This window comes from Variovorax sp. R-27, from assembly GCF_049913215.1.
In the GTDB taxonomy this organism is placed as follows: domain Bacteria; phylum Pseudomonadota; class Gammaproteobacteria; order Burkholderiales; family Burkholderiaceae_C; genus Variovorax.
Genome location: NZ_CP183984.1, coordinates 2,784,336 through 2,809,976 on the forward strand (window position 1 = coordinate 2,784,336; position 25,641 = coordinate 2,809,976).

Here is a 25,641-nt window from a genome sequence, read left to right on the forward strand (position 1 = left end):
GCTCGCGTTGGCAGCGCAACCCGCCCGCGAGTGCCAGCAAAAAACCAACACCGGCACCGATTTCAATCGGCAGGCAAGCAACTGTCTCGACCGATAAACGCGCCCGAAAACAGCAGCATCGTTACCAGCTGTTGTTCGTGAGCCTGTCGAACACATCTTGAGACCTGCCTGTGGGCATCGGCGCAAGCCGGGCGCTCGAAATGGCGCCGCCCTCGAATCTCCTGAGAACCTGAACAACGCGCTGCGCCGGTCAGCCGGATCGGCCCTGCGTTGTCAATCTCCTTCACTCTAGAACCAATGTAGGAATCTGCCCCGATTCAGCGGCCGAACTGAATGGGAAGTTCGCACATCTTGTTTCTCACGGAAGCAGAACGGATTGCGGTTTCGACGTACTTTTATTGCACTGCAGCATCAAAAAAACGGGCCTCCGGGCTCGTGGTTCGACAGGGTTCTTCGGTCAAGTCCCTTTCATCAATGGGCGATGTGCCGGCACGGTTGCCGGTGCGCGCCGTCGACGTTTCAAGAGGTGGCTATGCGTGCGTCCAAACCGATTTCGTATCTGCTCTTTCGTCGCCCGGCGCGCATTGCCGGCACCATCGACCGCCGCGCCCGATCGCGGCCCGGTCGAAGTCGGCAGAGGGGTTCATTCGTTCCCAAGCTGGCGGCCTACGCGCTGCTGGCTTTCGTGCTGTGGCTCATGATCGCGACCTTGATCCAGCCGCTGCTGTCCGCGCAGGCGACGCGGGCCGTCCTGGAGGCGCCCGTGGGACTGGTCACCTCGCCGATCAACGGCGTGGTGACGCAGATGGCGGTGCATACGCGCGACGCGGTGGTGCCGGGCTCCCTGGTGGCCACGGTGCGCAATCCAACGGTCAGCCAGGAGATCCTCACCACGCTGACAACACAGCGTCTTGCCTTGCAAAGCCAGCTGTCGCAGCTGGGCAATCAGTTCAAGGCCGACAGCCAGGAGATGAGATCCGTCGGGCAAGAGGCCCAGGTTCACCGCCAGGCTTCCCTGGCGCAGACATGGGACGCATGGCAAATTGCCCAGCGGCAGCGCGACGTGGCGCATAGCGTGGTGGCCGAGCAGGAGAACAAGGTCCGCACCAACGAGGCATTGCTGAAAGAGGGCGCCATCAGCGAGCAGGTGATGAACGCGGCCGAGGCCCAGCTGAGCACAGCGCGCGCCAACGCGGCGGTGGCCGAGCAGGCCTTTGCCGGGCAGGCGCAGACCGTGGTGAGCGCGGGGCAGGGCGCCTTCGTGGGCACCGGGGGCAGCAACCTGTTCCAGACGCTCTCGAGCCGGCGCGAAGCATTGCGCAACAGCATCGACCGCGCCCAGCAGGACGGCACCGCCATCTTCAAGCAGCTCAAGCAGATCACACAGCTTGAAGACGATGAGCGCCGCCGCGTCGAGAAGCTCGCCGCGTACCAGGTCACGGCCACCCAGCCGGGCCTGGTGCACACCGTGCTGGCGCCCGAGGGCGCGTACGTCACGGCCGGTGCCTCGCTGGTGCGCGTCACCGATTGCAGCCGGATCGGCGTCGTCGCGGTGTTTCCCGCGCGGCTGGCCAAGCGGTTGAGCATCGGCTCCATGCTCGACGTGAAGATCGGCGAGAACAGCACCGCGTTGCCTGCACGTGTCGAGCAATTGCTGCCCGAGGCTTCCGAGGCGCTGCAGAGCACGTACAGCGTGCCCTTCCCCTATGCCGAGCAGGGCTCCATCTATGCCGTGGCACGCATCGAGGACAGCGGGGTGCAACAGGCCGAATCCCGCAGGCAGAGTCTCTGCGTGCCGGGCAAGGTGGTCTCTGCAAGCCTCAAGACCTGAGCACGGGCACGTTGCGTTTCTTCAAGAGAACGACATGCCGATCTCTGTTTTTTCCCGCGCATGGATGCGGTGCATGCGGTGCACCGTCGCATCGATGGCGCTGGCCTGCGCGGCAGCGGCGACTTCGGCGGCCCAGCCCGGCGCCACGCAGCAGGCGCTCGCACGTGACAGCTGCGACGGGTTGCGGCGCGCGGTCGCGCACGACCAGGCGGGCGTCGCGTCGGGGCCGTTGTTCCTCAACAGCTACAGGCCGACGGACGCCGGACAGGGCGAGCCGCCGTTCGAGCCCGCGCTGGCGGGCGCCGCCTTCACCTACGACAACGCATTGGCCGGCATCGCGCTGCTGGCCTGCGGCGACCGTGCCGCCGCCAGGCGCATCGGCGATGCCGTGGTGCGCGCCGTTGCGCACGACCAGAACTTCACCGACGGGCGCGTGCGCAACGCCTATCGTGCCGGGCCTGTCACCGAAGAAAAGCCCGTGCTGCCCGGCCGCTGGGACGCAGGCCGCAAGCAGTGGATTGCCGACGCCTACCAGGTCAGCACCGCCACCGGCAACGTGGCCTGGGCCGCGTTTCTCATGCTGAACCTGTTCCAGGCCGAGCCGTCGCCGGCCTATCTGGCGACCGCACGCAAGCTGCTGGCCTGGACCGAGCAGAACACGCGCGCCACGAACGGCGTGGATGGCTACAACGGCGGGCGCTACGGTTGGGACAACGCGCAGCGCGCCCAGACCTGGAAGTCCACCGAGCACAACATCGACATCGCCATGGCAGCCGCCTGGGCTGCGCGTGCCGCCGGCCAGCAGGGCGGGCCGGAGCAACGACAGGCGCGCACAGCGCTCGACTTCGTGGGACGCATGTGGAATCCGTCGGAGCAGCGTTTCAACATCGGCACCAAGGAAGACGGCGCGACCATCTCCACCGAGAGCTCGGGCCTGGATGCGCAACTGTGGCCGCTGCTGGCAGCGCCCGAGGGTTCCTGTGCCTGGGCCCGCGGGCTCGAATGGGTGGAGAAGCACCATCGCTTCGAGGCGGGCTACGGCTTCTCTCGCAATCCCGACGGCATCTGGACCGAAGGCAGCGCGCAGGCCGCCGCCACGCTGGTGGCGCGCACAGGCTCGGCGCCCGAGGCGCTGTGGCAATTGCTCGCATCGCAACGCGCCGGCAACGGCCTGTACTACGCGACGCCGAGTTCGCGCATTTCCACCGGCCTGGCCATCGGCCCCGACTCGGCCGGCGCGGACTTCTATTACTACCGCTGGCCGCACCTGGGGGCCACTGCGTGGATCGCCCTGGCTGCCACGGGTTTCAACCCCTTCACCGGCAAGACCGCCGCACCGGGAGTCATTCCATCATGTCCAGCCTGATCGCCACACCGGAATTCCAGCTCAACGCACTCGTCGCGGGGCTCGCGTTGCTCCTGATGACCTGGGCCAGGGTCGATCGCATCACCCATCGCGCGCTGTTCGGCGCGCTGACCGCGCTGCTGCTGCTGCGGTACGCAGCCTGGCGTGTGGTCGCCACCATGCCGCCTTCGGACCTCGGCTTCGAAACACTGTTCGCCTGGGTGTTCCTTTGCTTCGAGATGACCGCCATCGTCTACACGCTGATGTCCATCCACATGCTGGTGAAGCGTCGCGACAACCAGTCATTGGCCGACCGGGGAGAGGCCCTGCTGCGTGCTCGCGGCGGGCAGGTGCCGGCGGTGGACGTCTTCATCTGCACGTACAACGAAGAGCTGGCCGTGCTGGAGAAGACCATCATTGCCGCCCAGGCCATCGACTACCCGCAGCTGAAGGTCTGGGTGCTCGACGACACCCGGCGCGACTGGCTGCGCGACTATTGCGAGCGCCGCGGCGTGCACTATGCGCGGCGGCCCGACAACAGCCACGCGAAGGCCGGCAACCTGAACAACGGGCTGCGCCTGTCGGCGGACGTGACCAATGCGCCGTACATCCTCGTGCTCGACGCAGACTTCGCGCCGCAGCGCGAGATCGTCTACCGCATGCTCGGGCTGTTCGGGGACCGCCGTGTCGGGCTGGTGCAGACGCCGCAGTTCTACTACAACGCCGACCCCATCCAGCACAACCTGCGCGCCACCGACAGCTGGGTCGACGAGCAGCGCGTGTTCTTCGACGTGCTGCAGCCGGCGAAGGACGCGGCGGATTCCGCCTTCTGCGTGGGCACGTCGTTCATCGTGCGGCGCGACCTGATCACCGCCGCGGGTGGCTTTCCGGTTGGCAGCGTGTGCGAAGACATCCACACCACCTACCTGCTGCTGCGGCACGGCCACGTCACGCGCTGGCTGGGCGAGCGGCTGTCGAACGGGTTGTCGGCCGAGAGCATCGTCGACTACATCAACCAGCGCAGCCGCTGGTGCCTGGGCACGGTGCAGCTCGCGTTGCTGCCCGAAGGGCCGTTGCGCGGCAGCGGCTACAGCCTCTCGGCGCGGCTGCACTTTCTGCACGGGGTGCTGCATTGGCTCGGCAAGCCTTTCATGGCGTTGATCGTGCTGGCGCCGGTGCTGTACTGGTATGCCGGCGTCTCGGTCTTTCACGCCACGCCGCAGGCCTTCGCCGCCTACGGGCTGCCGCCGCTCATGATGTTCTGGGCCTACAGCTACTGGATCAGCCAGCGGCGCTGTCTGCCCGTGTTCAGCGAGGTGAGCCAGCTCGTGGCGGCGATGGCCGTCACCGGCACGCTGGCCAGCGCGATGCTGCGGCCCTTCGGTCGCCCGTTCAAGGTGACGGCCAAGGGGCTCGATCGCACCAGGACCGTCGTGCACTGGAAGCTGGTCGCCGTGTTCGGCGGGCTGCTGGTTGCGCTGCAGGGCGGGGGCGCATCGGCCGTGATGCGCGGTGCGGCGCTCACGCCCGGCGACGAGCTCAATCTCGTGTGGACCGGCATTGCGCTGATCCTCTGCCTGGGCGCGCTCATCGCCTGCATCGACCTGCCCCGGCCGGAGCAGGAGGAGCGCTTCCCCTGGCGCGCTCGCACCCGTATCCGCACCGCGGCGGGAGAGGGCGATTCGCGCTTCGTCAACATCGCTTCGGACGGCGCACTGATGGAGGGTGGTGGCTTGTTCAAGCGCCTGCACATCGGGCAGCTGCTGGAGGTCTACATCGATCCCGTCGGCTGGCTACCGGCCCGACTTGCCGGCCGCAGCCGTGCCGGCGCCGAACTGCGGTTTGCCGGCACCGAGGCGCAGCGCGAGCACCTGGTGAGCCACGTGTTCAATGTGCCTCCGAGCCACGTTGCCGTTCAGGTGCGGCCATGGCGGGCCGCGTCGGCGCTGCTCGCGAGCGCGGGCTTCCGGTCGCCCGAAGCAGGGTTCGTGCGCCTGAGCCTGCGGCTGTTCCTGCTGGTGCTGGCGGTGTGCATCCTGCTGGTGGTAAGCGGATGCAATTTCACGCCGCCGCTCAAGCAGCCCGACCTGTCGATGCCTTCGCAATGGCCGGCCGGCGCGACGCGGCCGGCCGCGGATCCCGTGGACTGGCGCGGCTTCGTGCAGGACGACGAGCTGCGGGGGCTGATAACAACCGCGCTGGATCGCAACCGCGACCTGCGCGTCTATGCCGCGAAGGCACGCGAAGCGCGGGCCGTGTATGCCGGAAGCCGCGCCTCGCTGTTCCCGCCACTGGGACTGTCGGCCCATGCCCAACGCGCGCAGACCACGCCGCAGGGCTCGCTCAGTCCGGTCGGCAACCTGCCGTCCGACGGGAGCGTTTCCAACAGCTTCGACATCCAGGCCGGCGTGACCTCGTACGAGCTCGATTTCTTCGGCCGCCAGCAGAGCAGCGCGCAGCAAAGCGGCTCCCTGGCCGAGGCCGGCGACAAGGACTACGCGGCAGCGCGCATGAACCTGGTGGGCGAGGTGTCGAATGCCTACCTCACGTTGCGCGCAGACCGCGCCTTGCTGAGCCTGGCCGACACCAACGAGGCCGCGCTGAACGCCAATGCCGACATGATCGGACGCGCCAAGGCGGTCGGCGGTGCTGCGCAGCTGGACGTCTATCGTGCGCAATCGCTGTTGCAGAACGCCCGGGTGCGGCAGGAAGAGTTCCGCATGCGCGTCGCCCAGGATCTGCAGGGGCTGAACGTGCTGGTGGGCCAACCCGTGCCGCCGGACACGGGCGCCGCCCGGCCCTGGCCGCAGCGTTCCACCGCGCAGGTCGCGCCAGGGTTGCCCTCCAGCCTGCTGCAGCGTCGGCCCGACCTGCTGGCGGCCTATGCGCGCGTCGAAGCCGCCAATTCGGGCGTGGGCGCGGCCAAGGCCGCCATGCTGCCGACCATCTCGCTGACGGCCCTCACGGGCGGCGTCAGCCGGGAGCTGTCGACGCTGCTGAATGGCAGCAACAGCAGCTGGGCCGGTGTGCTGGGCGTGTCGTTGCCCCTGTTCGACTGGGGGAGCCGGTCGGCCAACGTCAAGGGCAACGAAGCGCGGCTCGCGGCAGCAATGGCCTCTTACGAATCCGCGGCGCAAGTGGCTTTTCGCGAAACCGCCAACGCCCTGATTGCCGACGACCATCTGCTTCCGCAACTCGAGGCACAGCAGGCACGCGTGCAGGCGCTCGAGAAGGTGGCCAGCATTTCGCGCACGCGCTTTCGCAGCGGCATGGAGGACTACTTCTCCAGCCAGGACGCGCAGCGCGAACTCTATGCCGAGCAGCAGCAGCTGATCGAACTGCAGCTCAAGGCGGCCGTGAACACGGTCAATCTGTACAAGGCCCTTGGAGGCGGATGGGGCAGCGCCTAGGCCGGCCTGGCGGAGGCGTCAGTAAGCCGCCTCGCCTCCCAGCAAGGCGCGCCGGGCGAGCAGGAAGGTCGCGGCATTCCAGCTCTGCCCGGCCATGCCCATGGGCGCCAGCGTCTGGCCGTGGAACCACTCGGTGAAACGCCAGTCGTCGAGCGCGTTGACCTGCGCCAGCCGAACGAGCTCGGACCAGGCCTGTTCATGCAAGCCCAGCCTGGCGAGCGCCATCACCCAGAAGCCGCCCACGAAGGGCCAGATGCCACCGTTGTGGTACTGGTGCACGATGTTCTGCTGATGGCGCCCCATGTAGGCCCGCCACAGCGGGTGCTGGCGCGACAGCGGATGCAGCACCACGCGCACGGGGTAGGGTTCGCCGGCATGCGCCTGCGTGATGGTGTCGACGATGCGATGTGCCATGGCCGAATCGGCCAGCCCGCTCTGAATGGCCAGCACGTTGCCGAACACGTCCCCCTCGTCGCCGACCACGGCCAGGTTGACGAAGCTGAGGTACAGGCCCGGGTCGCGCCGGCCGCGGCGCGCATAGTGCTGCAGCAGCCGGGCCCGGTGGTATTCGGGCAGGTCGCGCTGGAACGGATTGAACAGGTGGTTGAAGTGGTGCTGCGTCGCCTCGGCATGATCGAGCGCGTAGCGGCGCTTGACCTCATACCAGAGCGCGTTGCTGTACAGCACGTAGCCCGAGCGCGGCATGATGTCGGCCCAGTCGCTGGCTTCGTTCTGCTGCAGCAGCCGGAAGTGCTGGTGCTCCTGCGCCAGCAGCCAGTCGACCGCGCGGCTCACCTCGCGGGCCCAGTGCGACGGGCCGACCTGCCCATGGCGGCGCACGTGGTCCACGGCAATCAGCCACCACAGGGTGGCGTCGATGCAGCCCAGGTACCAGAAGTCGGCATCGCGCCCTTCGGGGTCGACGTATTTGGGAATCTGTCCGTTGGCCGCCTGTTGCGCCGCGAGCGCATCGAGGCTGGCCACCGCACCTTGTTCCAGCGCGGGCACGCCGCTGCCGCACATCGCGATCACGCATATCGCAGCGTCGCGTCCGAAGATTCGCGTGTAGCGCCGGGCCTCGGCGGCTTCGGTCCGCAGCGCCGCGAGGATGCCGTGCGGCGTCAGGTTTCGTTCGAGAAGCGCGAGAGAAGCCTGCGAGCAGGTGTCGAGCAATGCGAGCGCGGGGGCATCAAGGTCGGTCATGAACACACATCGTGGCCTGGGGCTGTCTTTTTATCACCCGCCGGCGTGCGCACCGGCGGGCGACTCGGGCAACTCTCCGACACGGCGAGGCGGCGCAGACCGTAACCGCGGCATGCCGCACGCCTGCAAATTGACGCAGGCCATGCGAGAACCGAAGTCGGTCTTCGAACAACAGTTCCGCAGGCCTTCAACAGGAGCGCCGGTGCAGTCGAACCATTCACTCCAGAGCGAGCGAGACGCTTATCTTTTCCGCGAGGGAACCCACTCCCGCCTGTACGACCTGCTGGGTTGCCACCCTCTGGAAGAGGGCGGCGCACGGTTCGCGGTGTGGGCGCCGAATGCGGAGTCCGTCTCGGTGGTCGGCGACTGGAACTACTGGTCCGGCGACGCCGACCCGCTGGCACCGAGTCCCGACGGCACGGGCATATGGCAAGGGCAGGTTTCCCATGCCGCGATCGGCCAGGCGTACAAGTACCGCATCCGTTCCCGCCATGGCGGCTACACGGTCGACAAGGCCGACCCTGTCGCCTTCAGCGCGGAGCCGCCGCCCGCCACCGCGTCGCGCATCTGCGAACTTTCTTACGAATGGGGTGACGCCGAGTGGATGGCGACGCGCGGGCCGCGCAATGCGCTGGACGCCCCCATGTCGGTCTACGAGGTGCACCTGGGCTCATGGCGGCGCCGCGATGGCCTGTTTCTCGACTACCGCGAGATGGCGCACCAGCTTGCCGCCTACGTGAACGAGATGGGCTTCACGCACGTGGAGCTCATGCCCGTGACCGAGCATCCCTTCTACGGTTCGTGGGGCTACCAGACCACCGGCTACTTCGCGCCCACCGCGCGCTTCGGGTCGCCGCAGGACTTCATGTACCTCGTCGACCACCTGCACCAGCAGGGCATCGGCGTGTTGCTCGACTGGGTGCCCTCGCACTTTCCGACCGACGAGCACGGGCTCGGGTACTTCGACGGCACGCATCTCTACGAACACGCCGATCCGCGCCAGGGCTTTCATCCGGAGTGGAACTCCAGCATCTTCAACTACGGCCGGCCCGAGGTGCGCAGCTTCCTGGTGTCGTCGGGGCTGTTCTGGCTGAACCTGTACCACCTCGACGGGCTGCGCGTGGACGCCGTTGCCTCGATGCTGTACCTCGACTACGCGCGAGAGCACGGCGAGTGGATTCCCAACCGCCACGGCGGCCGCGAGAACCTGGAGGCCATCGACTTCCTCCAGACGCTGAACCGTGCCGTGTACCGCGAGCACCCCGACACGATCACGGTGGCCGAGGAATCGACCGCGTGGCCGCGCGTGTCACGGCCCACCGACATGGACGGCCTGGGCTTCGGCGAGAAATGGAACATGGGCTGGATGCACGACGTGCTGGCCTACATGAAGCAGGACCCGGTCCACCGCAAGTACCACCATCACAAGCTGACCTTTGCGTTGATGTACGCCTTCCACGAGAACTTCGTGCTGCCGCTCTCGCACGACGAGGTGGTGCACGGCAAGGGCTCGCTGCTCAACAAGATGCCCGGGGACGCCTGGCAGCAGTTCGCCAACCTGCGCGCGTTGTACGGCTTCATGTGGGCGCATCCGGGCAAGAAGCTGCTCTTCATGGGCGGCGAGTTCGGCCAGCGGCGCGAGTGGACGCACGACGGCGAACTCGAATGGTGGGTCTGCGAGCAGGAAGGGCACCGCGGCCTGCAGCGCCTTGTGGCCCAGCTCAACCGCGTCTACCGCGGTGCGCCCGCGCTCCACCAGGTCGACTTTTCGTCCTCGGGGTTCGAGTGGGTCGCGGCCGACGACACCGACACGAGCGTGTTCGCCTTCCTGCGCAAGGCGAGCGACGGCAGTCCGCCCTTGCTGGCGGTGAGCAACATGACCCCGGTGCCGCGCACCAACTACCTGCTCGGCGTGCCGCTGGGCGGCCACTGGCGCGAGCTGATCAACACCGACGCGGCGGAGTTCGGCGGGGCGGGCTGGGGCAATTTCGGTGGCGTCGAAGCGGCGCCCGTGCGTTCCCATGGCCGCAGGCAATCGGTGTGCATCACCTTGCCGCCGCTGTCCACGCTGATCCTGGAGCACCGTCCCTGATGAAGAACATCTTTTCGACCAAGCCCACCCCCGCAGCGGCCGGGACCGACATCGACTTCGGCGACGGCGCGGTCCGCGCGGTCATCGACGCCGTGCTGCCGTGCGTGGACAACGGCCGCTTCCCGGTGAAATGCGTGGCCGGCGAGCGGGTGCGGGTTCGCGCTCATTGCTTCACCGACGGGCACGATGTGCTGCGCGTGCAGCTGTGCTGGCGCGCGCACGACCAAGCCCAGGCCGCATTCCGCGAAGTGCCGATGAAGCCGCTCGGCAACGACGTGTGGGAGGCCACGTTTTCACCGCCATCGATCGGGCGCTACGTCTACACCGCAGTCGCCTGGGTGGACCCGTTCGAGTCGTGGCGCAACGAGATGACGCGGCGCGTCGACCCCGATGACGTGCGCATTGCCGCGCAGGTCGGTGCGCTGGAAATCGCTGCCGCCGCCGCGCGCGCCGAAGGCGCCGACCGCACCGCGTTGAACCGCTGGGCCACCGAGCTCGATGCCGTGGCGGCCAGCCCCGCGTACGACGTCGTCTCGCTGAAGGCGCTGGCGCTCGACGACGAGTATGCCGAGCTGGCGCGCCGCCATCCCGACCGCCGACATCAGGTGCGCCACCCGGTCGAGCTGCCGCTGGTCGCCGACCGCGAGCGCGCGCGCTTCAGTACCTGGTACGAGCTGTTCCCGCGCTCGACCGGCCCCGCGCCCGGCGTGCACGGCACCTTCAGGGACGTGGAAGCGCGCCTGCCGGCCATCGCCGCCATGGGCTTCGACGTGCTGTACTTTCCGCCGATCCACCCCGTCGGCCGCGAGCAGCGCAAGGGCCCCAACAACGCGCTCGAAGCCGGCCCCGGCGACGTGGGAAGCCCGTGGGCCATCGGTGCGGCCGAAGGCGGGCACAAGTCGATCCTTCCGGAGCTTGGCACCGAAGAAGACTTCAGGCACCTGCTCGCACGCGCGGCGGAGCACGGCCTGGAGATCGCGCTGGACATCGCCTTCCAGTGCGCGCCCGACCACCCCTACGTGAAGGCGCACCCCGACTGGTTCCGCTGGCGCCCCGACGGCAGCGTGCAGTACGCCGAGAACCCGCCCAAGAAATACCAGGACATCTATCCCTTCAACTTCGAGTGCGAAGACTGGCGCGGCCTCTGGGCCGAACTCAAGAGCGTGTTCGACCACTGGATCGCGCAGGGCGTGCGCATCTTCCGCGTGGACAACCCCCACACCAAGGCCTTTCCGTTCTGGGAGTGGGCCATCGGCGAGGTGAAGCGCGTGCACCCCGACGTGATCTTCCTGGCCGAAGCCTTCACACGGCCGAAAGTGATGCACCGGCTCGCGAAGCTGGGCTTCTCGCAGTCGTACACCTACTTCACCTGGCGCAACACGAAGGAGGAGTTGCAGGAGTACTTCACCGAGCTCTCGAGCGGCCCCGGCATCGACTATTTCCGCCCCAACGCGTGGCCCAACACGCCCGACATCCTGCACGAGCAGCTGCAGGCCGGCGAGCCCGCCATGTTCATGTCGCGGCTGGTGCTGGCCGCCACGCTCGCAGCCAACTACGGCATGTACGGCCCGGCCTATGAGCTGCTCGAGCACTTGCCGCGCGGATCCGGCAGCGAGGAATACCTTGATTCCGAGAAATACCAGCTGCGCCACTGGAACCACGACGACCCCGCAAGCCTAGCCCCCTTCATCGCGCGGGTGAACCACATCCGCCGCGAGAACCCCGCGCTGCACCGGGACAGGGGCCTGCGCTTCCTGCATATCGACAACGACCAGTTGCTGGCCTATGCCAAGGAATCGCCCGACGGCGACAACGTGATCGTCACCGTGGTCAACCTCGATCCGCACAACATGCAGTCGGGCTGGCTCGGGCTGGAACCCGGCAGCGTGGGCGTGCCGGCCGGGCGCAGCTTCCAGATGCACGACCTGCTCAGCGGCCAGCGCTTCACATGGCAGGGCGACTGGCACTACGTGCGGCTCGATCCCCACAGCGTGCCCGCGCACATCTTCGTGGTCCGTCGCCGCCACGGCGACGAGCGCGACTTCGATTACTTCCTGTGAGGTCGCCTGCCCATGAACGCACCCGTCTCCCACATCGCACTAGAGACCGTCGAGATCGACACCAGCGACGATCCGCTGTGGTATCGCGACGCGGTGATCTACCAGCTCAACGTCAAGGCCTTCTTCGACTCCAACAACGACGGCATGGGCGACTTCAAGGGCGTTACCGCCAAGCTCGACTACGTGAAGGAGCTGGGCGTCAACACCATCTGGCTGATGCCGTTCTATCCCTCGCCGCTGCGCGACGACGGCTACGACATCTCCGGCTACGAAGATGTGCACCCGCAGTACGGCACGCTCGACGATTTCCGCGAGATGCTGGCCGAGGCGCACAAGCGGGGCCTGCGCGTGATCACCGAGCTGGTCATCAACCACACATCGAACGAGCACCCGTGGTTCAAGGCCGCGCGTCTTGCGCCGCCCGGTTCGCCCGAGCGTGACTTCTATGTGTGGAGCGACACCGACCAGCTCTACCAGGGCACGCGGATCATCTTCACCGACACCGAGACCTCGAACTGGACCTGGGACCCGGTGGCCAAGCAGTACTTCTGGCACCGCTTCTTCAGCCACCAGCCCGACCTGAACTTCGACAACCCGAAGCTGATGGAGGCGATCCTGAAGACCATGCGCTTCTGGCTCGACATGGGCGTGGACGGCTTCCGGCTCGACGCCATTCCCTACCTGGTTGAGCGCGACGGCACCAGCAACGAGAACCTGCCCGAGACCCACGCGGTGATCAAGCAGCTGCGCGCGGCCATCGACGCCGAGTACAAGAACCGCTTCCTGCTGGCCGAAGCCAACATGTGGCCGGAAGACGTGCGCGAGTATTTCGGCGATGGCGACGAGTGCCACATGGCGTATCACTTCCCGTTGATGCCGCGCATGTACATGGCCATCGCGCAGGAAGACCGGCACCCCATCGTCGAGATCATGGCGCAGACGCCCGACATTCCCGAGGGCTGCCAGTGGGCCATCTTCCTGCGCAACCACGACGAGCTCACGCTCGAGATGGTGACCAGCAAGGAGCGCGACTACATGTACACCATGTACGCGGCCGACATGCGCGCGCGCATCAACCTGGGCATTCGCAGGCGCCTGGCGCCGCTGATGGAGAACGACCTCGACCGCGTGAAGCTCATGAACGGCATGCTGCTGTCGATGCCGGGCTCGCCGATCATCTACTACGGCGACGAGATCGGCATGGGCGACAACGTGTTCGTGGGCGACCGCAACGGCGTGCGCACGCCCATGCAATGGAGCCCCGACCGCAACGCCGGCTTCTCGCGTGCCGACCCGCAGCGCCTGTACCTGCAGCCGATCATGGACCCGATGTTCGGCTACGAGGCGCTCAACGTCGAGACGCAGGCGCGCGACAGTAGCTCGCTGCTGAACTGGACCAAGCGCATGCTCGCCGTACGCAAGACCAGCCATGCCTTCGGGCGCGGCAGGCGGCGCTTCCTGAAGCCGGGCAACCGAAAGATCCTGGCCTACCTGAGCGAGTACGACGGCGACGTGATCCTCACGGTGTTCAACCTGTCGCGCGCCGCGCAGCCAGTGGAACTCGACCTGTCGGAGTTCAAGGGCTTCGTGCCGATCGAGATGCTGGGCCGCGCGCCGTTCCCGCCCATCGGCGAGCTGCCATACCTGCTCACGCTGGCCTCGTACGGCTTTTACTGGTTCAAGCTCACGGCAGAGGCCGATGCGCCGAGCTGGCACGAGCAGGGCGTGGCGCTGCAGGAGTGGCCCACGCTGGTGCTCTTCGACGGCTGGACCAGCTTCTTCCGCGACCGCGTGATGCCCTGGCGCATCGGCATGTCCGAGCGCATGCGCAACCAGTTCGAGCTGGAGACGCTGCCGCGCCACATCGAGATCCAGCGCTGGTACGCCTCCAAGGGCACAGCCATCCAACGCGCACGGCTGTTCGACCACGCCGTGTGGGACGTGAATGGCCTGAGCTGGATGCTGTCGCTGCTCGACCTCGAAGGCCCGGCCGGGGGCGCCACCTACTTCATGCCGCTTGCGCTGGCCTGGGAAGAGCGTGATGAGGAGCGCATGGCCGGCGTGGCGCAGGCCGCGCTCGCCAAGGTGCGGCAGCAGGCGCAGGTGGGCCTGATGGGCGATGCCTTCTACGACGAGGCCTTCTGTCGCGCGCTGGTGCACGCCATCGCAAGCGGCACCGAGCTGCCGACGCTGAACGGCAAGCTGGTCTTCAGACCGACGGCCGCCTTCGCGGAGATCGCCGCTGACATCGACATAGACGCGCTGCCCGTCGGCCGTCCGAGCGGCGTGAGCAGCAACACCGTGGTCACGCTGGACGAGACCCTGTTCCTCAAGGGCTACCGTCACGTGCGCGAAGGCATCAACCCCGAGCTGGAGATGGGCCGCTTCCTGACCGAGGTGGCGCGCTACCCGCATTGCGTGCCCGTGCTCGGCGCGCTCGAGTACATGACCAACGACGGGCGCACGATGACGCTCGCGATGGTGCAGAGCTACATGGCCAACCAGGGTGACGGCTGGGACTACACGCTCGGCTACCTGGAACGCTTCCTGCGCGATGTGGCCACCACCGACGGTGACATGCCCGACGTGTCCGCGGTGCACGGCGGTTTCCTCGCACTCATGGCCACGCTGGGGCGGCGCACTGCCGAGCTGCACCGCGCGCTCGCGATGCGCACCGGCTCGGCCGCCTTCGACCCCGAGCCGCTGGCCGCCGCTGACTTCGCCAGCTTCAAGACGCACGCGGCGAACGACGCCACGACCACGCTCGCGCTGTTGCGCGAACGGCTCGACCTGCTGCCGTCCACCGCGCAGGCCGATGCGCGCAACCTGCTGGAAGCGGCCGACGCGCTGCACGCCGGCATCCAGGCGCGCCATCCGGTGGAAGGCGGCGGCATCAAGAGCCGCTACCACGGCGACTACCACCTGGGCCAGGTGCTGGTGAAGGACAACGACTTCGTCATCATCGACTTCGAGGGCGAGCCTGCCCGCAGCTTCGAGGAGCGCCGCGCCAAGAGTTCGCCCCTGCGCGACGTGGCGAGCATGCTGCGTTCGTTCAACTACGCCCGCTGGTCGGCGCTGCGCCGCGTGGCACAGAGCACTGACGAAGCCGAGCGGCTGGCCGCGCCGGCCATCGCCTGGGAGCAGGCGACGCGCGGCGCCTTCCTGGCCGGCTACGGCGCCACGCTGGCGCCGCCCGACGGCGCGCCGCTCGATGCCGAACTGCTCTCGCTGTTCGAGCTCGACAAGGCCCTCTACGAGTTGCGCTACGAGCTCGGCAACCGCATCGAATGGGCGCAGGTTCCGCTGCACGGCGTGCTCGCGCTGATCCAGCCGGCCCGCGCCTGACACCACCGACGCCACCCCTTCACCGGAAGACACACCATGGAAAATTTCGGCATTCACCTGGAGCCGCTGCGCGCCATCCTCTACCAGGTCGGCGCCTTCATTCCGCGCCTGCTGATCGGGCTGGTGGTGGTATTCGTCGGCTGGCTGGTCGCCAAGGCGGCCCGCTTCGCGGTGACGAAGGCGCTGCGCGCCATCAACTTCAACGTGCTCACCGAACGCGCCGGGCTCGACAACTTCCTGCGCCAGGGCGGGCTGGCGGGGGACACCAGCAGCCTGTTCGGCATCCTGACGTACTGGCTGGTGATCCTGGCTTCGCTGCTCATCGCCTTCAACGGCATGGGGCTGAGCTACATCGCCGATCTGCTGGGCCGCATCGTCTGGTTCGTGCCGAACGTGTTCGTGGCGCTGCTGGTGCTGGCCTTCGGCTCCTACTTCGCGCGCTTCGTGGGCGAAGCGGTGGGCAGCTACTTCCGCGGCGTGAAGATGCAGGACGCGGTGCTCTTCGGCAAGGTTGCGCAGTACGCGGTGATGGCCTTCGTGATTCTCATCGCGCTCGACCAGATCAAGGTGGGCGGCGACATCGTGCGCGAGAGCTTCCTCGTGATTCTGGCGGGCGTGGTTTTTGCGTTGGCCCTGGCATTCGGGCTGGCCGGCAAGGATTGGGCAAAGGCCCAGATCGAGCGCTGGTGGCCGCGGCAGATCAAGGACACCAAGGCACCGCCGAGCGTGACCACCGTCGGCAGCAGCAATCCCACGCGTTTCGACAACGACCGTCCACCCCGCTGAACCCCGCTGAACGCACTCGAATGACACGAAAAACCAATCCGACGATCAGCGCCGTGTGGCCCGGCCGGCCCTATCCCCGTGGTGCGACCTGGGACGGGGAGGGCGTCAACTTCGCCTTGTTCTCGCAGCACTCGGACAAGGTCGAGCTCTGCCTGTTCGACGAGCGCGGCCGCCAGGAGCTGCAGCGCATCCTGATGCGCGAGCGCACGGACGGCGTATGGCACTGCTACCTGCCCGAGGCGCGCCCCGGGCAGGCCTACGGCTACCGCGTGCATGGGCCCTACAAGCCCGAGGAGGGGCATCGCTTCAACGCCCACAAGCTGCTGGTCGACCCGTACGCCAAGGACCTGGTGGGCGACCTGCGCTGGGGCGATGCGCTCTACGGCTACACCGTGGGCAGCAAGCGCGAAGACCTCTCCTTCGACCGCCGCGACAGCGCACCGCTGATGCCCAAGGGCCGCGTGCTCGAAACCGCCTTCACCTGGGGCGACGACCGCCGCCCCTCGGTGCCGTGGCAGGACATGGTGATCTACGAGATGCACGTGCGCGGCTTCACCATGACGCACCCCGACGTGCCGCCCGGGCTGCGCGGCACCTATGCCGCACTCGGCTGCGCGCCGGTGGTCGACTACCTCAAGCGCCTGGGCGTGACCACGGTCGAGCTGCTGCCCGTGCACAGCTTCCTCAACGACCGGCACCTGGCCGAGAAGGGCCTGCAGAACTACTGGGGCTACAACACGCTGGCCTACTTTGCTCCCGAGATGCGCTACAGCGCCTCGGGCAAGGTGAAGGAATTCAAGACCATGGTGAAGACGCTGCACTCGGCGGGCATCGAGGTGATCCTCGACGTGGTCTACAACCACACCTGCGAAGGTAACCAGCTCGGGCCCACGCTGTCGATGCGCGGCGTGGACAACGCCTCGTACTACATCGCCAACGCCGAGAACCGCCGCTACTACGACGACTTCACGGGCTGCGGCAACACCGTGAACCTGGAGCATCCGCACGCGCTGCAGCTGGTGATGGACTCGCTGCGCTACTGGGCCGAGGAGATGCACGTCGACGGCTTCCGCTTCGACCTGGCCTCAGCGCTGGCACGCGAGGCCGGCAAGGTCGAGAACCTCGGCGGCTTCTTCGATGCGATCCGCCAGGACCCCACGCTCAACCGCGTGAAGCTCATCGCCGAGCCATGGGACCTGGGCCACGGCGGCTATCAGGTCGGCAACTTTCCGCTCGGCTGGGCGGAGTGGAACGACCAGTACCGCGACGGCCTGCGCGGCTTCTGGAAAGGCGACGGCGGGCTCATTGGCGAAGTGGCCAAGCGCGTCACCGGTTCCGAGGACCTGTACGGCTGGTCGGGCAAGCGGCCCAGCGCCAGCATCAACTTCATCACCGCGCACGACGGCTTCACGCTGCACGACCTGGTCTCCTACAACGACAAGCACAACGAGGCCAACGGCGAGGACAACCGCGACGGCAACAGCCACAACGTCTCATGGAACTGCGGTGTCGAGGGCCCCACCGACGACCCCGAAGTTGTGGCCCTGCGCGAACGCCAGAAGCGCAACCTGCTGGCCACGCTGCTGCTGTCGCAGGGCGTTCCGATGCTGCTGGCGGGCGACGAGCGCGGCCACACGCAGCAGGGCAACAACAACGTCTACTGCCAGGACAACGAGCTCGGCTGGATCGACTGGACCTCCACGCCCGAGCGGCTGGCGCTCGCGACTTTCGTCGAGCGCATGGTGGCGCTGCGCCGTGCGCATCCTTCGTTCCGGCGCCGCACCTTCTTCGCCGGCAGGCCCGCAGAAGGCGAGACCGTGACCGACGTTCACTGGCTCAAGCCCGACGGGCAGGAGATGCGGCCGGAAGACTGGAACGACGCCAACGCACGCTGCATTGCGATGTACATCCCCGGTGGCGGCATTGCCGACCGCGGGCCGCGCGGCGAGGTGCAGCACGACGACGACTTTCTCGTGCTGCTCAATGCGCACCACGACGAGATCGCCTTCACGCTGCCGCCGATGCCGCACGGCGCGTGGCGGTTGCTGGTCGATACGGCCAGCAGCACGCCGCCGCTCGCCACCGAGGACGCAGCCGCGCTCGCCCCGGCATGGGCGCAGCCCAGCTATCCCCTGCAATGCCGCTCGCTCGTGGTGCTGAGCCGGCCGGATGTGCGGCCATGAGCGCTCATACACATCGCATGCCGTTCGGCGCCACGGTGCATGCCGATGGCGCGGACTTCGCGCTCTGGGCCCCGTCGGCGGAAATCGTCATGCTCGAACACCACGCGGTGGCTGGCGAAACCTCGTCGCAGCCGATGACGCGCGACGGCAAGGGCTGGCATCGCCTGGCCGTGCCCGGGGTGGGGCATGGCGACAGCTACCGCTACCGGCTGCCCGACGGCACGCGCGTGCCCGACCCGGCGTCGCGCTTCAACCCCGAGGACGTGCACGGCCCGAGCGTGGTCATCGACCCGCAGCGCTTCGAGTGGACCGACGGCGCATGGCGCGGCCGCCCGTGGGAAGAGGCGGTGGTCTACGAGCTGCACGTCGGCACCTTCACCGAAGAGGGGAGCTTCAGCGCCGCGCGCGAACGGCTGGGCGAACTTGCCGAGCTCGGCATCACCGCCATCGAACTCATGCCGCTCGCAGACTTTCCGGGGCAGCGCAACTGGGGCTACGACGGCGTGCTGCCGTTTGCGCCCGACGCCTCGTACGGCGCCCCCGACGAACTCAAGGCGCTGGTCGACACGGCGCATTCGCTGGGGCTGATGGTGCTGATCGACGTGGTCTACAACCACTTCGGGCCGGAAGGCAACTACCTGCATGCGTACTGCCCCGAGTTCTTCAACCCCGGACACCAGACGCCGTGGGGCGCTGCGATCAACTTCGACGGGCCGGGCTCGCGCACGGTGCGCGACTTTTTCATTCACAACGCGCTCTACTGGGTGGAGGAGTTCCGCTTCGACGGCCTGCGCATGGATGCCATTCATGCCATTCACGACGAGACGCGGCCGCACATCGTGAACGAGATCCGCGAGGCGCTCGATGCCGGGCCGGCCCGCGAGCGCCATGTTCACCTGGTGCTGGAGAACGACGCCAACCAGGCCTCGATGCTGATGCGCGACGGCCGCGGCATGCCCGTGGCCGGCACGGCGCAGTGGAACGACGACCTGCACCACGCGGTGCACGTGCTGGCCACCGGCGAGCGCGATGGCTACTACGCCGACTATGCCGACGACCCGGTGTGCCGCTTCGCCTGCGCGCTGGCCGAGGGCTTCATCTACCAGGGGCAGCCGTCGGCTTTCAGGCATGGCGAGCGGCGCGGCGAGCCGAGCACGCGGTTGCCGCCGCAGGCGTTCGTGTCCTTCCTGCAGACGCACGACCAGGTCGGCAACCGCGCCTTCGGCGAGCGCATTCACGCGCTCGGCGATCCGGTGCTGGTGCGCGCGGCGCTGGCCTGCCTGCTGCTGTCGCCGCACGTGCCGATGCTGTTCATGGGCGACGAGTTCGCGGCCTCCACGCCTTTCCAGTATTTCTGCGACTTCGGGCCGGAGCTTGCGGCGGCGGTGTCCGAAGGGCGGCGCGCGGAGTTCGGCGGGTTCGCGATGTTCGCGGACGAAGCCGCTCGCGCGCGCATTCCGGACCCGAATGACGAGGCGACCTTCCTGGCCTCGAAGCTGCGCTGGCGCGAGCGCGGGACACGCGCGCATTTTTCGAGGCTCAGCGAGGTGCAGCAGCTGCTGGACCTGCGTCATCGCCTGATCGTGCCGCGGCTCGCCGGCATGGCGGGCGCGGGTGTCTACCGGTGCGAGAACGACATGCTCCAGGTGCAGTGGGACATGGCGTCGGCGCGCTTGCATCTGCTCGCTCATTTCGGCGCGCAGCCTGTGGGGGGCGCTACGGCGCCACCCGGCGAGGTGGTCTACAGCGATGGGGCGACAACCGACCGTGAGGGCGCGTTGCACCTGGCGCGCGGCGCAGTGCGCGTGACGCTGGAAGCGCTGCATGGCGGATGAAGCAGGCCACGGCCCTGTGACGGGCGATCTCGGGCGGCTGTGCGCGCACTTCGGCATCGCCACCGGTTATTTCGATGCCTTCGGCGCGCGGCGCGAGGCTTCCGCTGAAAGCCTGATCGCGCTGTTGGCCGAGTTCGGCGTGCGGCTCGATGGCGCGGCCGACGCGGGGCGCGCATTGGAGGCCGCACACCGCGGGCGCTGGGCGCAGGCGCTGCCGCCGGTGCGGGTCGTGCAGGCCGGCAGCGCTGCGTGGTCGGTGACGTTGCGGCTGCCGGCGTCCATGCGGCGGCTGCGCTGGCAGCTCGGTGACGAGCAGGGGCGTGAATTGGAAGGCGAGGCCGATGCCGAGGCGTTGCCCGAGACCGGCCGTATCGACATCGACGGCATCTGGCTGTGCGAGCGCGTTCTGCAAATGCCGCTGGCGCTCGAAGCGGGCTACCACCGGCTGCGCATCGAAGGCCTGCGTGGCGAGACGCTGGTTCTCGCATCGCCCGGCCGCTGCTACCGGCCGTCCGCAGTGCGCGATGGCGGTCGCGTCTGGGGCACGGCAGTGCAGCTCTACAGCCTGCGCTCGCCACGGAACTGGGGCGTCGGCGACTTCAGCGATCTGGAAGAACTCGCCGTGCGCATGGCAGCGCAGGGCGCGGACATCATCGGCCTGAACCCACTACACGCGCTGTTCGCGAGCACGCCGTCGAATGCGAGCCCGTACAGCCCGTCGTCGCGCCAGCAGCTCAACGTGCTCTACATCGACGTGGAAGCGGTGGATGGCTTTGCAGACTGCGACCCGGCCCGCGAGCGGGTGCATTCGCCCGACTTCCAGGCGCGGCTCGCCGCGCTGCGTGCAACGCAGCTGGTGGATTACGCGGGCGTGGCCGGGGCGAAGTTCGAAGTGCTCGAAATGCTCTTCGGCCACTTCTGCGCGCGGCACCTGCCTCCGGAGGGTGCGCCCGACGAGGCGGGCAGGGAGTTTCTGGCCTTCGTCGCGGAGCGCGGCGAAGCGTTGCGGCAGCACGCTCTTTTCGAAGCACTGCAGGCGCACTTTCTTGCAACAGAAGGCGGCGCGTGGGACTGGCATGCATGGCCGGTCGCCTACAGGAATCCGGATTCCGCCGAGGTGACCGCATTCGCCGTGGCGCACGCGCAGCGCGTGCAGTTCCACCAGTACCTCCAGTGGCTGGCCACCCGGCAACTGGCACGGGCGGCCGCGCGCTGCGATGCGCTCGGCATGGGTGTCGGCCTGTACGTGGACCTGGCGGTGTCGGTCGACCGCGCCGGCTCCGACACCTGGGGCGCGCAGCAGGTGTTTGCGGAAGGCGCCAGCGTTGGCGCGCCGCCGGACGAGTTCAACCCCGCCGGGCAAGGCTGGGGCCTGCCGCCGCTGCGCCCTGACCGCCTGCGCACCGATGGCTATCGCTTCTTCATCGAAACGCTGCGCGCGGGCATGCGCGGCGCCGGTGCGCTGCGCATCGACCACGTGATGGGCCTCATGCGCCTGTTCTGGATTCCGCAGGGCCGCGGTGCGCGCGAGGGTGCGTACGTCTACTACCCGCTCGACGAGATGCTCGCCATCGTGGCGATCGAGAGCCACCGCCATCGCTGCATGGTCGTGGGCGAGGATCTCGGCACGGTCGAAGATGCGGTGCGCGATGCGCTGGCGCAGGCCGACGTGCTGTCTTACCGGCTGCTGTATTTCGAGAAGCGGCGCGATGGCCGTTTCACGCAGCCCGCAGCCTATCCGCCGGCCGCCCTGGTCGCGATCAGCACGCACGACCTCGCGACCTTCGCTGGCTGGTGGACGGCCGACGACCTGCGCGAGCGGCTCGCGCTGGGCCTGTTTCCCGATCCGGCGATCTTCGACAAGCAGCTGATGGACCGGGCGCAGGAGCGCATCGAGTTGATGCAGGCCTTGCAGCAGGCGGGCCTGGTGTCGCGCGAGGAAGTGGCGCAGGCGGCCGGGCTCGCGATGCCGTCCGCGCGCATCGTGGAAGCGGCGCACGCCTTTCTGGCGGCTGCGCCGTCGGCGCTGATGATGGTGCAGCTGGAGGACGTGGCGGGCGTGGTGGCGCAGGCCAACATGCCCGGCACGGTGGACGAGCATCCGAACTGGCGGCGCAAGCTGCCCGAGCCGGTGGCGGCGCTGGCCAGCGGCGAGCGCATGCGCGGGCTGGGCGAGGCCCTGCGTGCGGCGCGGCCGCGCCAGGTGGAATCGGCCGGGCGGAGTGCATCGCTGGGTCTGACGACTCGCGTGCCTCGCGCCACCTACCGGCTGCAGTTCCACAAGGACTTCGGCTTCGACGACGCGATCCGTGTGCTGCCGTATCTCGCGAAGCTCGGCGTGAGCCATGTGTACTGCTCGCCGATCCAGCGCGCCCGCGCGGGCAGCATGCACGGCTACGACGTGGTGGCGCATGCGGAGATCAACCCCGAACTCGGTGGCGAGGAAGGCTTTGCGCGCTTTGTCGCGGCGCTGAAGGTCAATGGCCTCGGGCAGCTGCTGGACATGGTGCCCAACCACATGGGCGTGTTCGGCGCCGACAACGCGTGGTGGATGGACGTGCTGGAGAACGGACCCGCGTCGCTGTTCGCGCAGCACTTCGACATCGACTGGCAGCCACTCAACGTCGAGCTGACCGGCAAGGTGCTGCTGCCCGTACTGGGCGTGCACTACGGCGAGGCGCTGGAGAACGGCGAATTGATCCTGCGCTTCGAGGACGCGAGCGGCAGCTTTGCCATCGGCTACTACGACCACCGGTTTCCGCTGGCGCCCGAGAGCTATCTCATGGTGCTCGAACGGGCGCTGGCGCGGCTGGGCGATGCAGCGGCGTCGGGGCGGCTGGCGAGTTTGTCGACGGCTTTCGGTCATCTGCCGGGGCGCGGCACGGCCTCTGCGCAAGAACAGGCAGAACGCGTGCGCGACAAGGAATTGCTCAAGGCCCGGCTGGCGCGGCTGGCACAGCGCCATCCTTCGGTGGCACAGGCGCTCGTGGCGTCGGTGGCGGAACTGAACCTCGCATTGCCGGAAGCGCGCGACGCACTGCACAAGCTCATCGAGTTGCAGGCGTACCGGCTCGCGCACTGGCGGGTGGCGGCGGACGAGATCAACTACCGGCGCTTCTTCGACATCAACGATCTCGCGGCCGTGCGCATGGAGCGCGAGGAGGTGTTCGAGGCCACGCAGTCTTTTGCGCTGGACCTTGCCGCATCCGGCGTGGTGGACGGCCTGCGCATCGACCACCCCGACGGGCTCTACGACCCGGCCGAGTACTTCCGCAAACTGCAGGAAGGCTATGCGCGACGCGCCGGACTGGTGCTGCCCACGCACGACGCGCAGGGGCGGCCCGCGCGGCCCCTGTACGTGGTGGCCGAGAAGATCGCCGGCGCGCACGAGGAAGTGCCCGAGAGCTGGCATGTGCACGGCACCACCGGCTATCGCTTTGCGAACGTGGCAAACGGCGTGCTGGTCGACACCGCGGCCGAGGCGAGCGTGGTGCACGCGTGGCAACGCTTCACCGGCGAGATGGAAGACTTCGCCTCGGTGTCGCGTGCCGGCCGGCGCGAGGTGATGCGCAATGCGCTCGCGTCGGAGCTGAACGTGCTGTCGACCGAGCTGCTGCGCATCGCAAGGGCCCACCGCAGCACGCGCGACTACACGCTCAATGCGCTGCGCCGCGCGCTGGCGGATGTCGGTGCGTGCATGCCGGTCTACCGGACCTATATCGTCGAACGGCCGTCGGAGCAGGACGCGCGCTTCATCGACGAGGCCGTCGACGAAGCCGCCCGGCAGAGCGGGGATGCCGACCGGTCGATCTTCGATTTCGTGCGGTGTGCGCTGCGGGGGGAGGCGGTTGCCTCCGCTTCGCCGGCGCTGGGCGAACGGGTGCGCCGCTTCGCGCTGCGCTTCCAGCAGTTCAGCGCGCCGGTGGCGGCGAAGGGCGTGGAAGACACGGCTTTCTACCGCTACTTTCCGCTCAGCTCGCTCAACGAGGTGGGCGGCGAGCCGGACCTGTTCGGCATCGAGATCGACGCATTCCACGCGGCGAGCGCCGACCGCGCGCTGCGCTGGCCCCACACCATGCTGGCGACTTCGACGCACGACAACAAGCGGTCGGAAGACGTTCGCAACCGGATCGACGTGCTGTCCGAAATGCCCAACGAGTGGGTGCTGGCGCTGACGCGCTGGCATGGCCTGTGCCGCGGCACGCGGAAGAAGCTGGTCGGCGGCGAGGCGCCATCGCGTGCCGACGAATACCTGCTGTACCAGACGCTGCTCGGCACCCTGCCTCTGGGTGGGCTCGATGCCGGCACCGCGCCGGGCTACAGCGATCGCATCTGGCAATACACGCAGAAGGCTGCCCGCGAGGCCAAGCTGCGCACGAGATGGTCCCAGCCCGATGCGGACTACGAGGCCGCGCTCGAGCGTTTCGTGCGCGAGCTGCTGTCCGATCCGGAAAAGGGCGAGTGCCTTGCGGACATCCAGCGGCTGGCTGACACGCTGTCATGGTTCGGCGCATGGAACAGCCTCACGCTCACGCTGCTGAAATACGGCTCGCCCGGTGTGCCCGATCTCTACCAGGGCAGCGAGCTCCTCGAGCTGAGCCTGGTCGATCCGGACAACCGGCGCCCGGTGGACTACGCCCTGCGCCAGCGGCGGCTGGCCGCGCTGCGGGCAATGGTTGGCCAGGAAGGGGATGGCCTGGCAGCGCGGGTGCGCTCGATGGTCGAGGCGCCGCACGACGGCCGCGCCAAGCTCTGGTTCATCTGGCGCCTGCTGTCGTTGCGGCGGGAGCAGCCTTTGCTGTTCAGCGAAGGAAGCTACGAGCCGCTGGCGGTCGAGGGGCCGCTGTCGAGGCACGTCGTGGCCTTTGCGCGCAGGCATGAGGACCAGGTGCTCGTGGTTGTGGCGGGGCGGTTGTTCGTCGATCTCTCGCGCCGCGGCGCGGATGAGGGTGCGATTCCGGCGCTTCCCGAGGCGACGAGATGGAAGGGCGCGACGGTGTGTCTTCCCGCAGGCGTTGGCGCGGTGATGCTCGAGAACCTGCTGACTGGAGAGTCGCTGTCGGTCGGGGAAGGGGCTATTCGCCTGGACGACGCACTGCGATGGATGCCCTGGGCCGTCTTCAGCGGTACAGCGCCTCGGGAGAAATGAGCATGATCTGCACCTGCTGCGCGGCGTCGATGACACGAGCGACCGGCTCCCAGACGCTCGCATAGTCCGGCAAGGCGTCAGGCGCGAAGCTCGTGTGCGGCCAGTCGGAGCCCCACACTGTGCGGCCGGAGAGCCAGCCCTGACTCGCCTCGCGCCGTCAACTTGGCAGCGTCGGTGGCCTACCGCATTTACATGTCACCGATATCACTATTTCGGGTGATGTCTAGAGAGAAGTAAATCGATTCAATCAAATCTGTGCACTTTTGCGTGCACAGCCAAGCTGCCGTAGCTGATCGACCGACGTCGATCTCCTCCATCTGGCGGTGTCGGGACGAATGCTTTTCGCCCAGATGTCTTTGGTTACGTGAGGCCTGATTGCTGTTGCATTTCCGGGCTCGCGTG

12 protein-coding genes are annotated in these 25,641 nt (G+C 67.9%); 10 read left to right on the forward strand and 2 right to left on the reverse strand.

Translation table 11 applies throughout. The features are described 5' to 3' along the window. Positions 1–532: 532 nt before the first annotated feature. From ACN9MV_RS12900 to ACN9MV_RS12910, 3 genes are read left to right on the forward strand one after another with little or no spacing between them, the layout of a single operon-like run. Positions 533–1,831 carry an HlyD family efflux transporter periplasmic adaptor subunit gene (locus ACN9MV_RS12900; RefSeq protein ID WP_093052436.1) on the forward strand — a complete coding sequence of 433 codons (1,299 nt, stop codon included), beginning with the start codon at positions 533–535 and terminating at the stop codon, positions 1,829–1,831. Positions 1,832–1,865: 34 nt separating this feature from the next. Continuing rightward, positions 1,866–3,197, forward strand: a complete 1,332-nt coding sequence (locus ACN9MV_RS12905; RefSeq protein ID WP_426392567.1) for a hypothetical protein — start codon at positions 1,866–1,868, stop codon at positions 3,195–3,197. Further along, a complete protein-coding gene (locus tag ACN9MV_RS12910) occupies positions 3,185–6,586 on the forward strand; it encodes an efflux transporter outer membrane subunit (RefSeq protein WP_426392568.1) in 3,402 nt (1,133 codons plus the stop codon). Before ACN9MV_RS12905 ends, ACN9MV_RS12910 begins: the two co-directional genes overlap by 13 nt. An 18-nt stretch (positions 6,587–6,604) precedes the next feature. Here the strand turns inward: ACN9MV_RS12910 and ACN9MV_RS12915 are convergent, their stop codons facing one another. Continuing rightward, positions 6,605–7,789: an amylo-alpha-1,6-glucosidase gene (locus tag ACN9MV_RS12915; RefSeq protein ID WP_426392569.1), complete on the reverse strand. Its 1,185-nt coding sequence runs from the start codon at positions 7,787–7,789 to the stop codon at positions 6,605–6,607. 202 nt (positions 7,790–7,991) lie between these two features. On the opposite strand from ACN9MV_RS12915, the gene glgB reads away from it, so the two are divergent. Genes glgB through ACN9MV_RS12950 form a run of 7 tightly spaced genes read left to right on the forward strand, consistent with a single transcriptional unit; the run spans position 7,992 to position 25,239 of the window. Beyond that, positions 7,992–9,881, forward strand: coding sequence for a 1,4-alpha-glucan branching protein GlgB (glgB, locus tag ACN9MV_RS12920; RefSeq protein ID WP_426392571.1), 1,890 nt, complete (start codon positions 7,992–7,994; stop codon positions 9,879–9,881). Beyond that, positions 9,881–11,941, forward strand: a complete 2,061-nt coding sequence (locus ACN9MV_RS12925; RefSeq protein WP_426392573.1) for an alpha-1,4-glucan--maltose-1-phosphate maltosyltransferase — start codon at positions 9,881–9,883, stop codon at positions 11,939–11,941. Before glgB ends, ACN9MV_RS12925 begins: the two co-directional genes overlap by 1 nt. 12 nt (positions 11,942–11,953) lie before the next feature. Beyond that, positions 11,954–15,286 carry a maltose alpha-D-glucosyltransferase gene (gene treS / locus ACN9MV_RS12930; protein ID WP_426392575.1) on the forward strand — a complete coding sequence of 1,111 codons (3,333 nt, stop codon included), beginning with the start codon at positions 11,954–11,956 and terminating at the stop codon, positions 15,284–15,286. 36 nt (positions 15,287–15,322) lie between these two features. After that, positions 15,323–16,072: a mechanosensitive ion channel family protein gene (locus tag ACN9MV_RS12935; protein WP_258349902.1), complete on the forward strand. Its 750-nt coding sequence runs from the start codon at positions 15,323–15,325 to the stop codon at positions 16,070–16,072. 20 nt (positions 16,073–16,092) lie between these two features. Beyond that, positions 16,093–18,255, forward strand: a complete 2,163-nt coding sequence (glgX, locus tag ACN9MV_RS12940) for a glycogen debranching protein GlgX (protein WP_093176597.1) — start codon at positions 16,093–16,095, stop codon at positions 18,253–18,255. After that, a complete protein-coding gene (gene treZ, locus ACN9MV_RS12945; RefSeq protein WP_426392577.1) occupies positions 18,252–20,090 on the forward strand; it encodes a malto-oligosyltrehalose trehalohydrolase in 1,839 nt (612 codons plus the stop codon). Before glgX ends, treZ begins: the two co-directional genes overlap by 4 nt. Then, positions 20,080–25,239 carry a malto-oligosyltrehalose synthase gene (locus tag ACN9MV_RS12950; RefSeq protein ID WP_426392579.1) on the forward strand — a complete coding sequence of 1,720 codons (5,160 nt, stop codon included), beginning with the start codon at positions 20,080–20,082 and terminating at the stop codon, positions 25,237–25,239. The genes treZ and ACN9MV_RS12950 overlap by 11 nt, the downstream gene beginning before the upstream one ends. Here the strand turns inward: ACN9MV_RS12950 and ACN9MV_RS12955 are convergent. Continuing rightward, positions 25,211–25,357 (reverse strand): hypothetical protein, encoded by a 147-nt coding sequence (locus tag ACN9MV_RS12955; RefSeq protein WP_307614492.1) that lies wholly within the window; start codon positions 25,355–25,357, stop codon positions 25,211–25,213. The genes ACN9MV_RS12950 and ACN9MV_RS12955 overlap by 29 nt on opposite strands. Positions 25,358–25,641 lie beyond the last annotated feature (284 nt).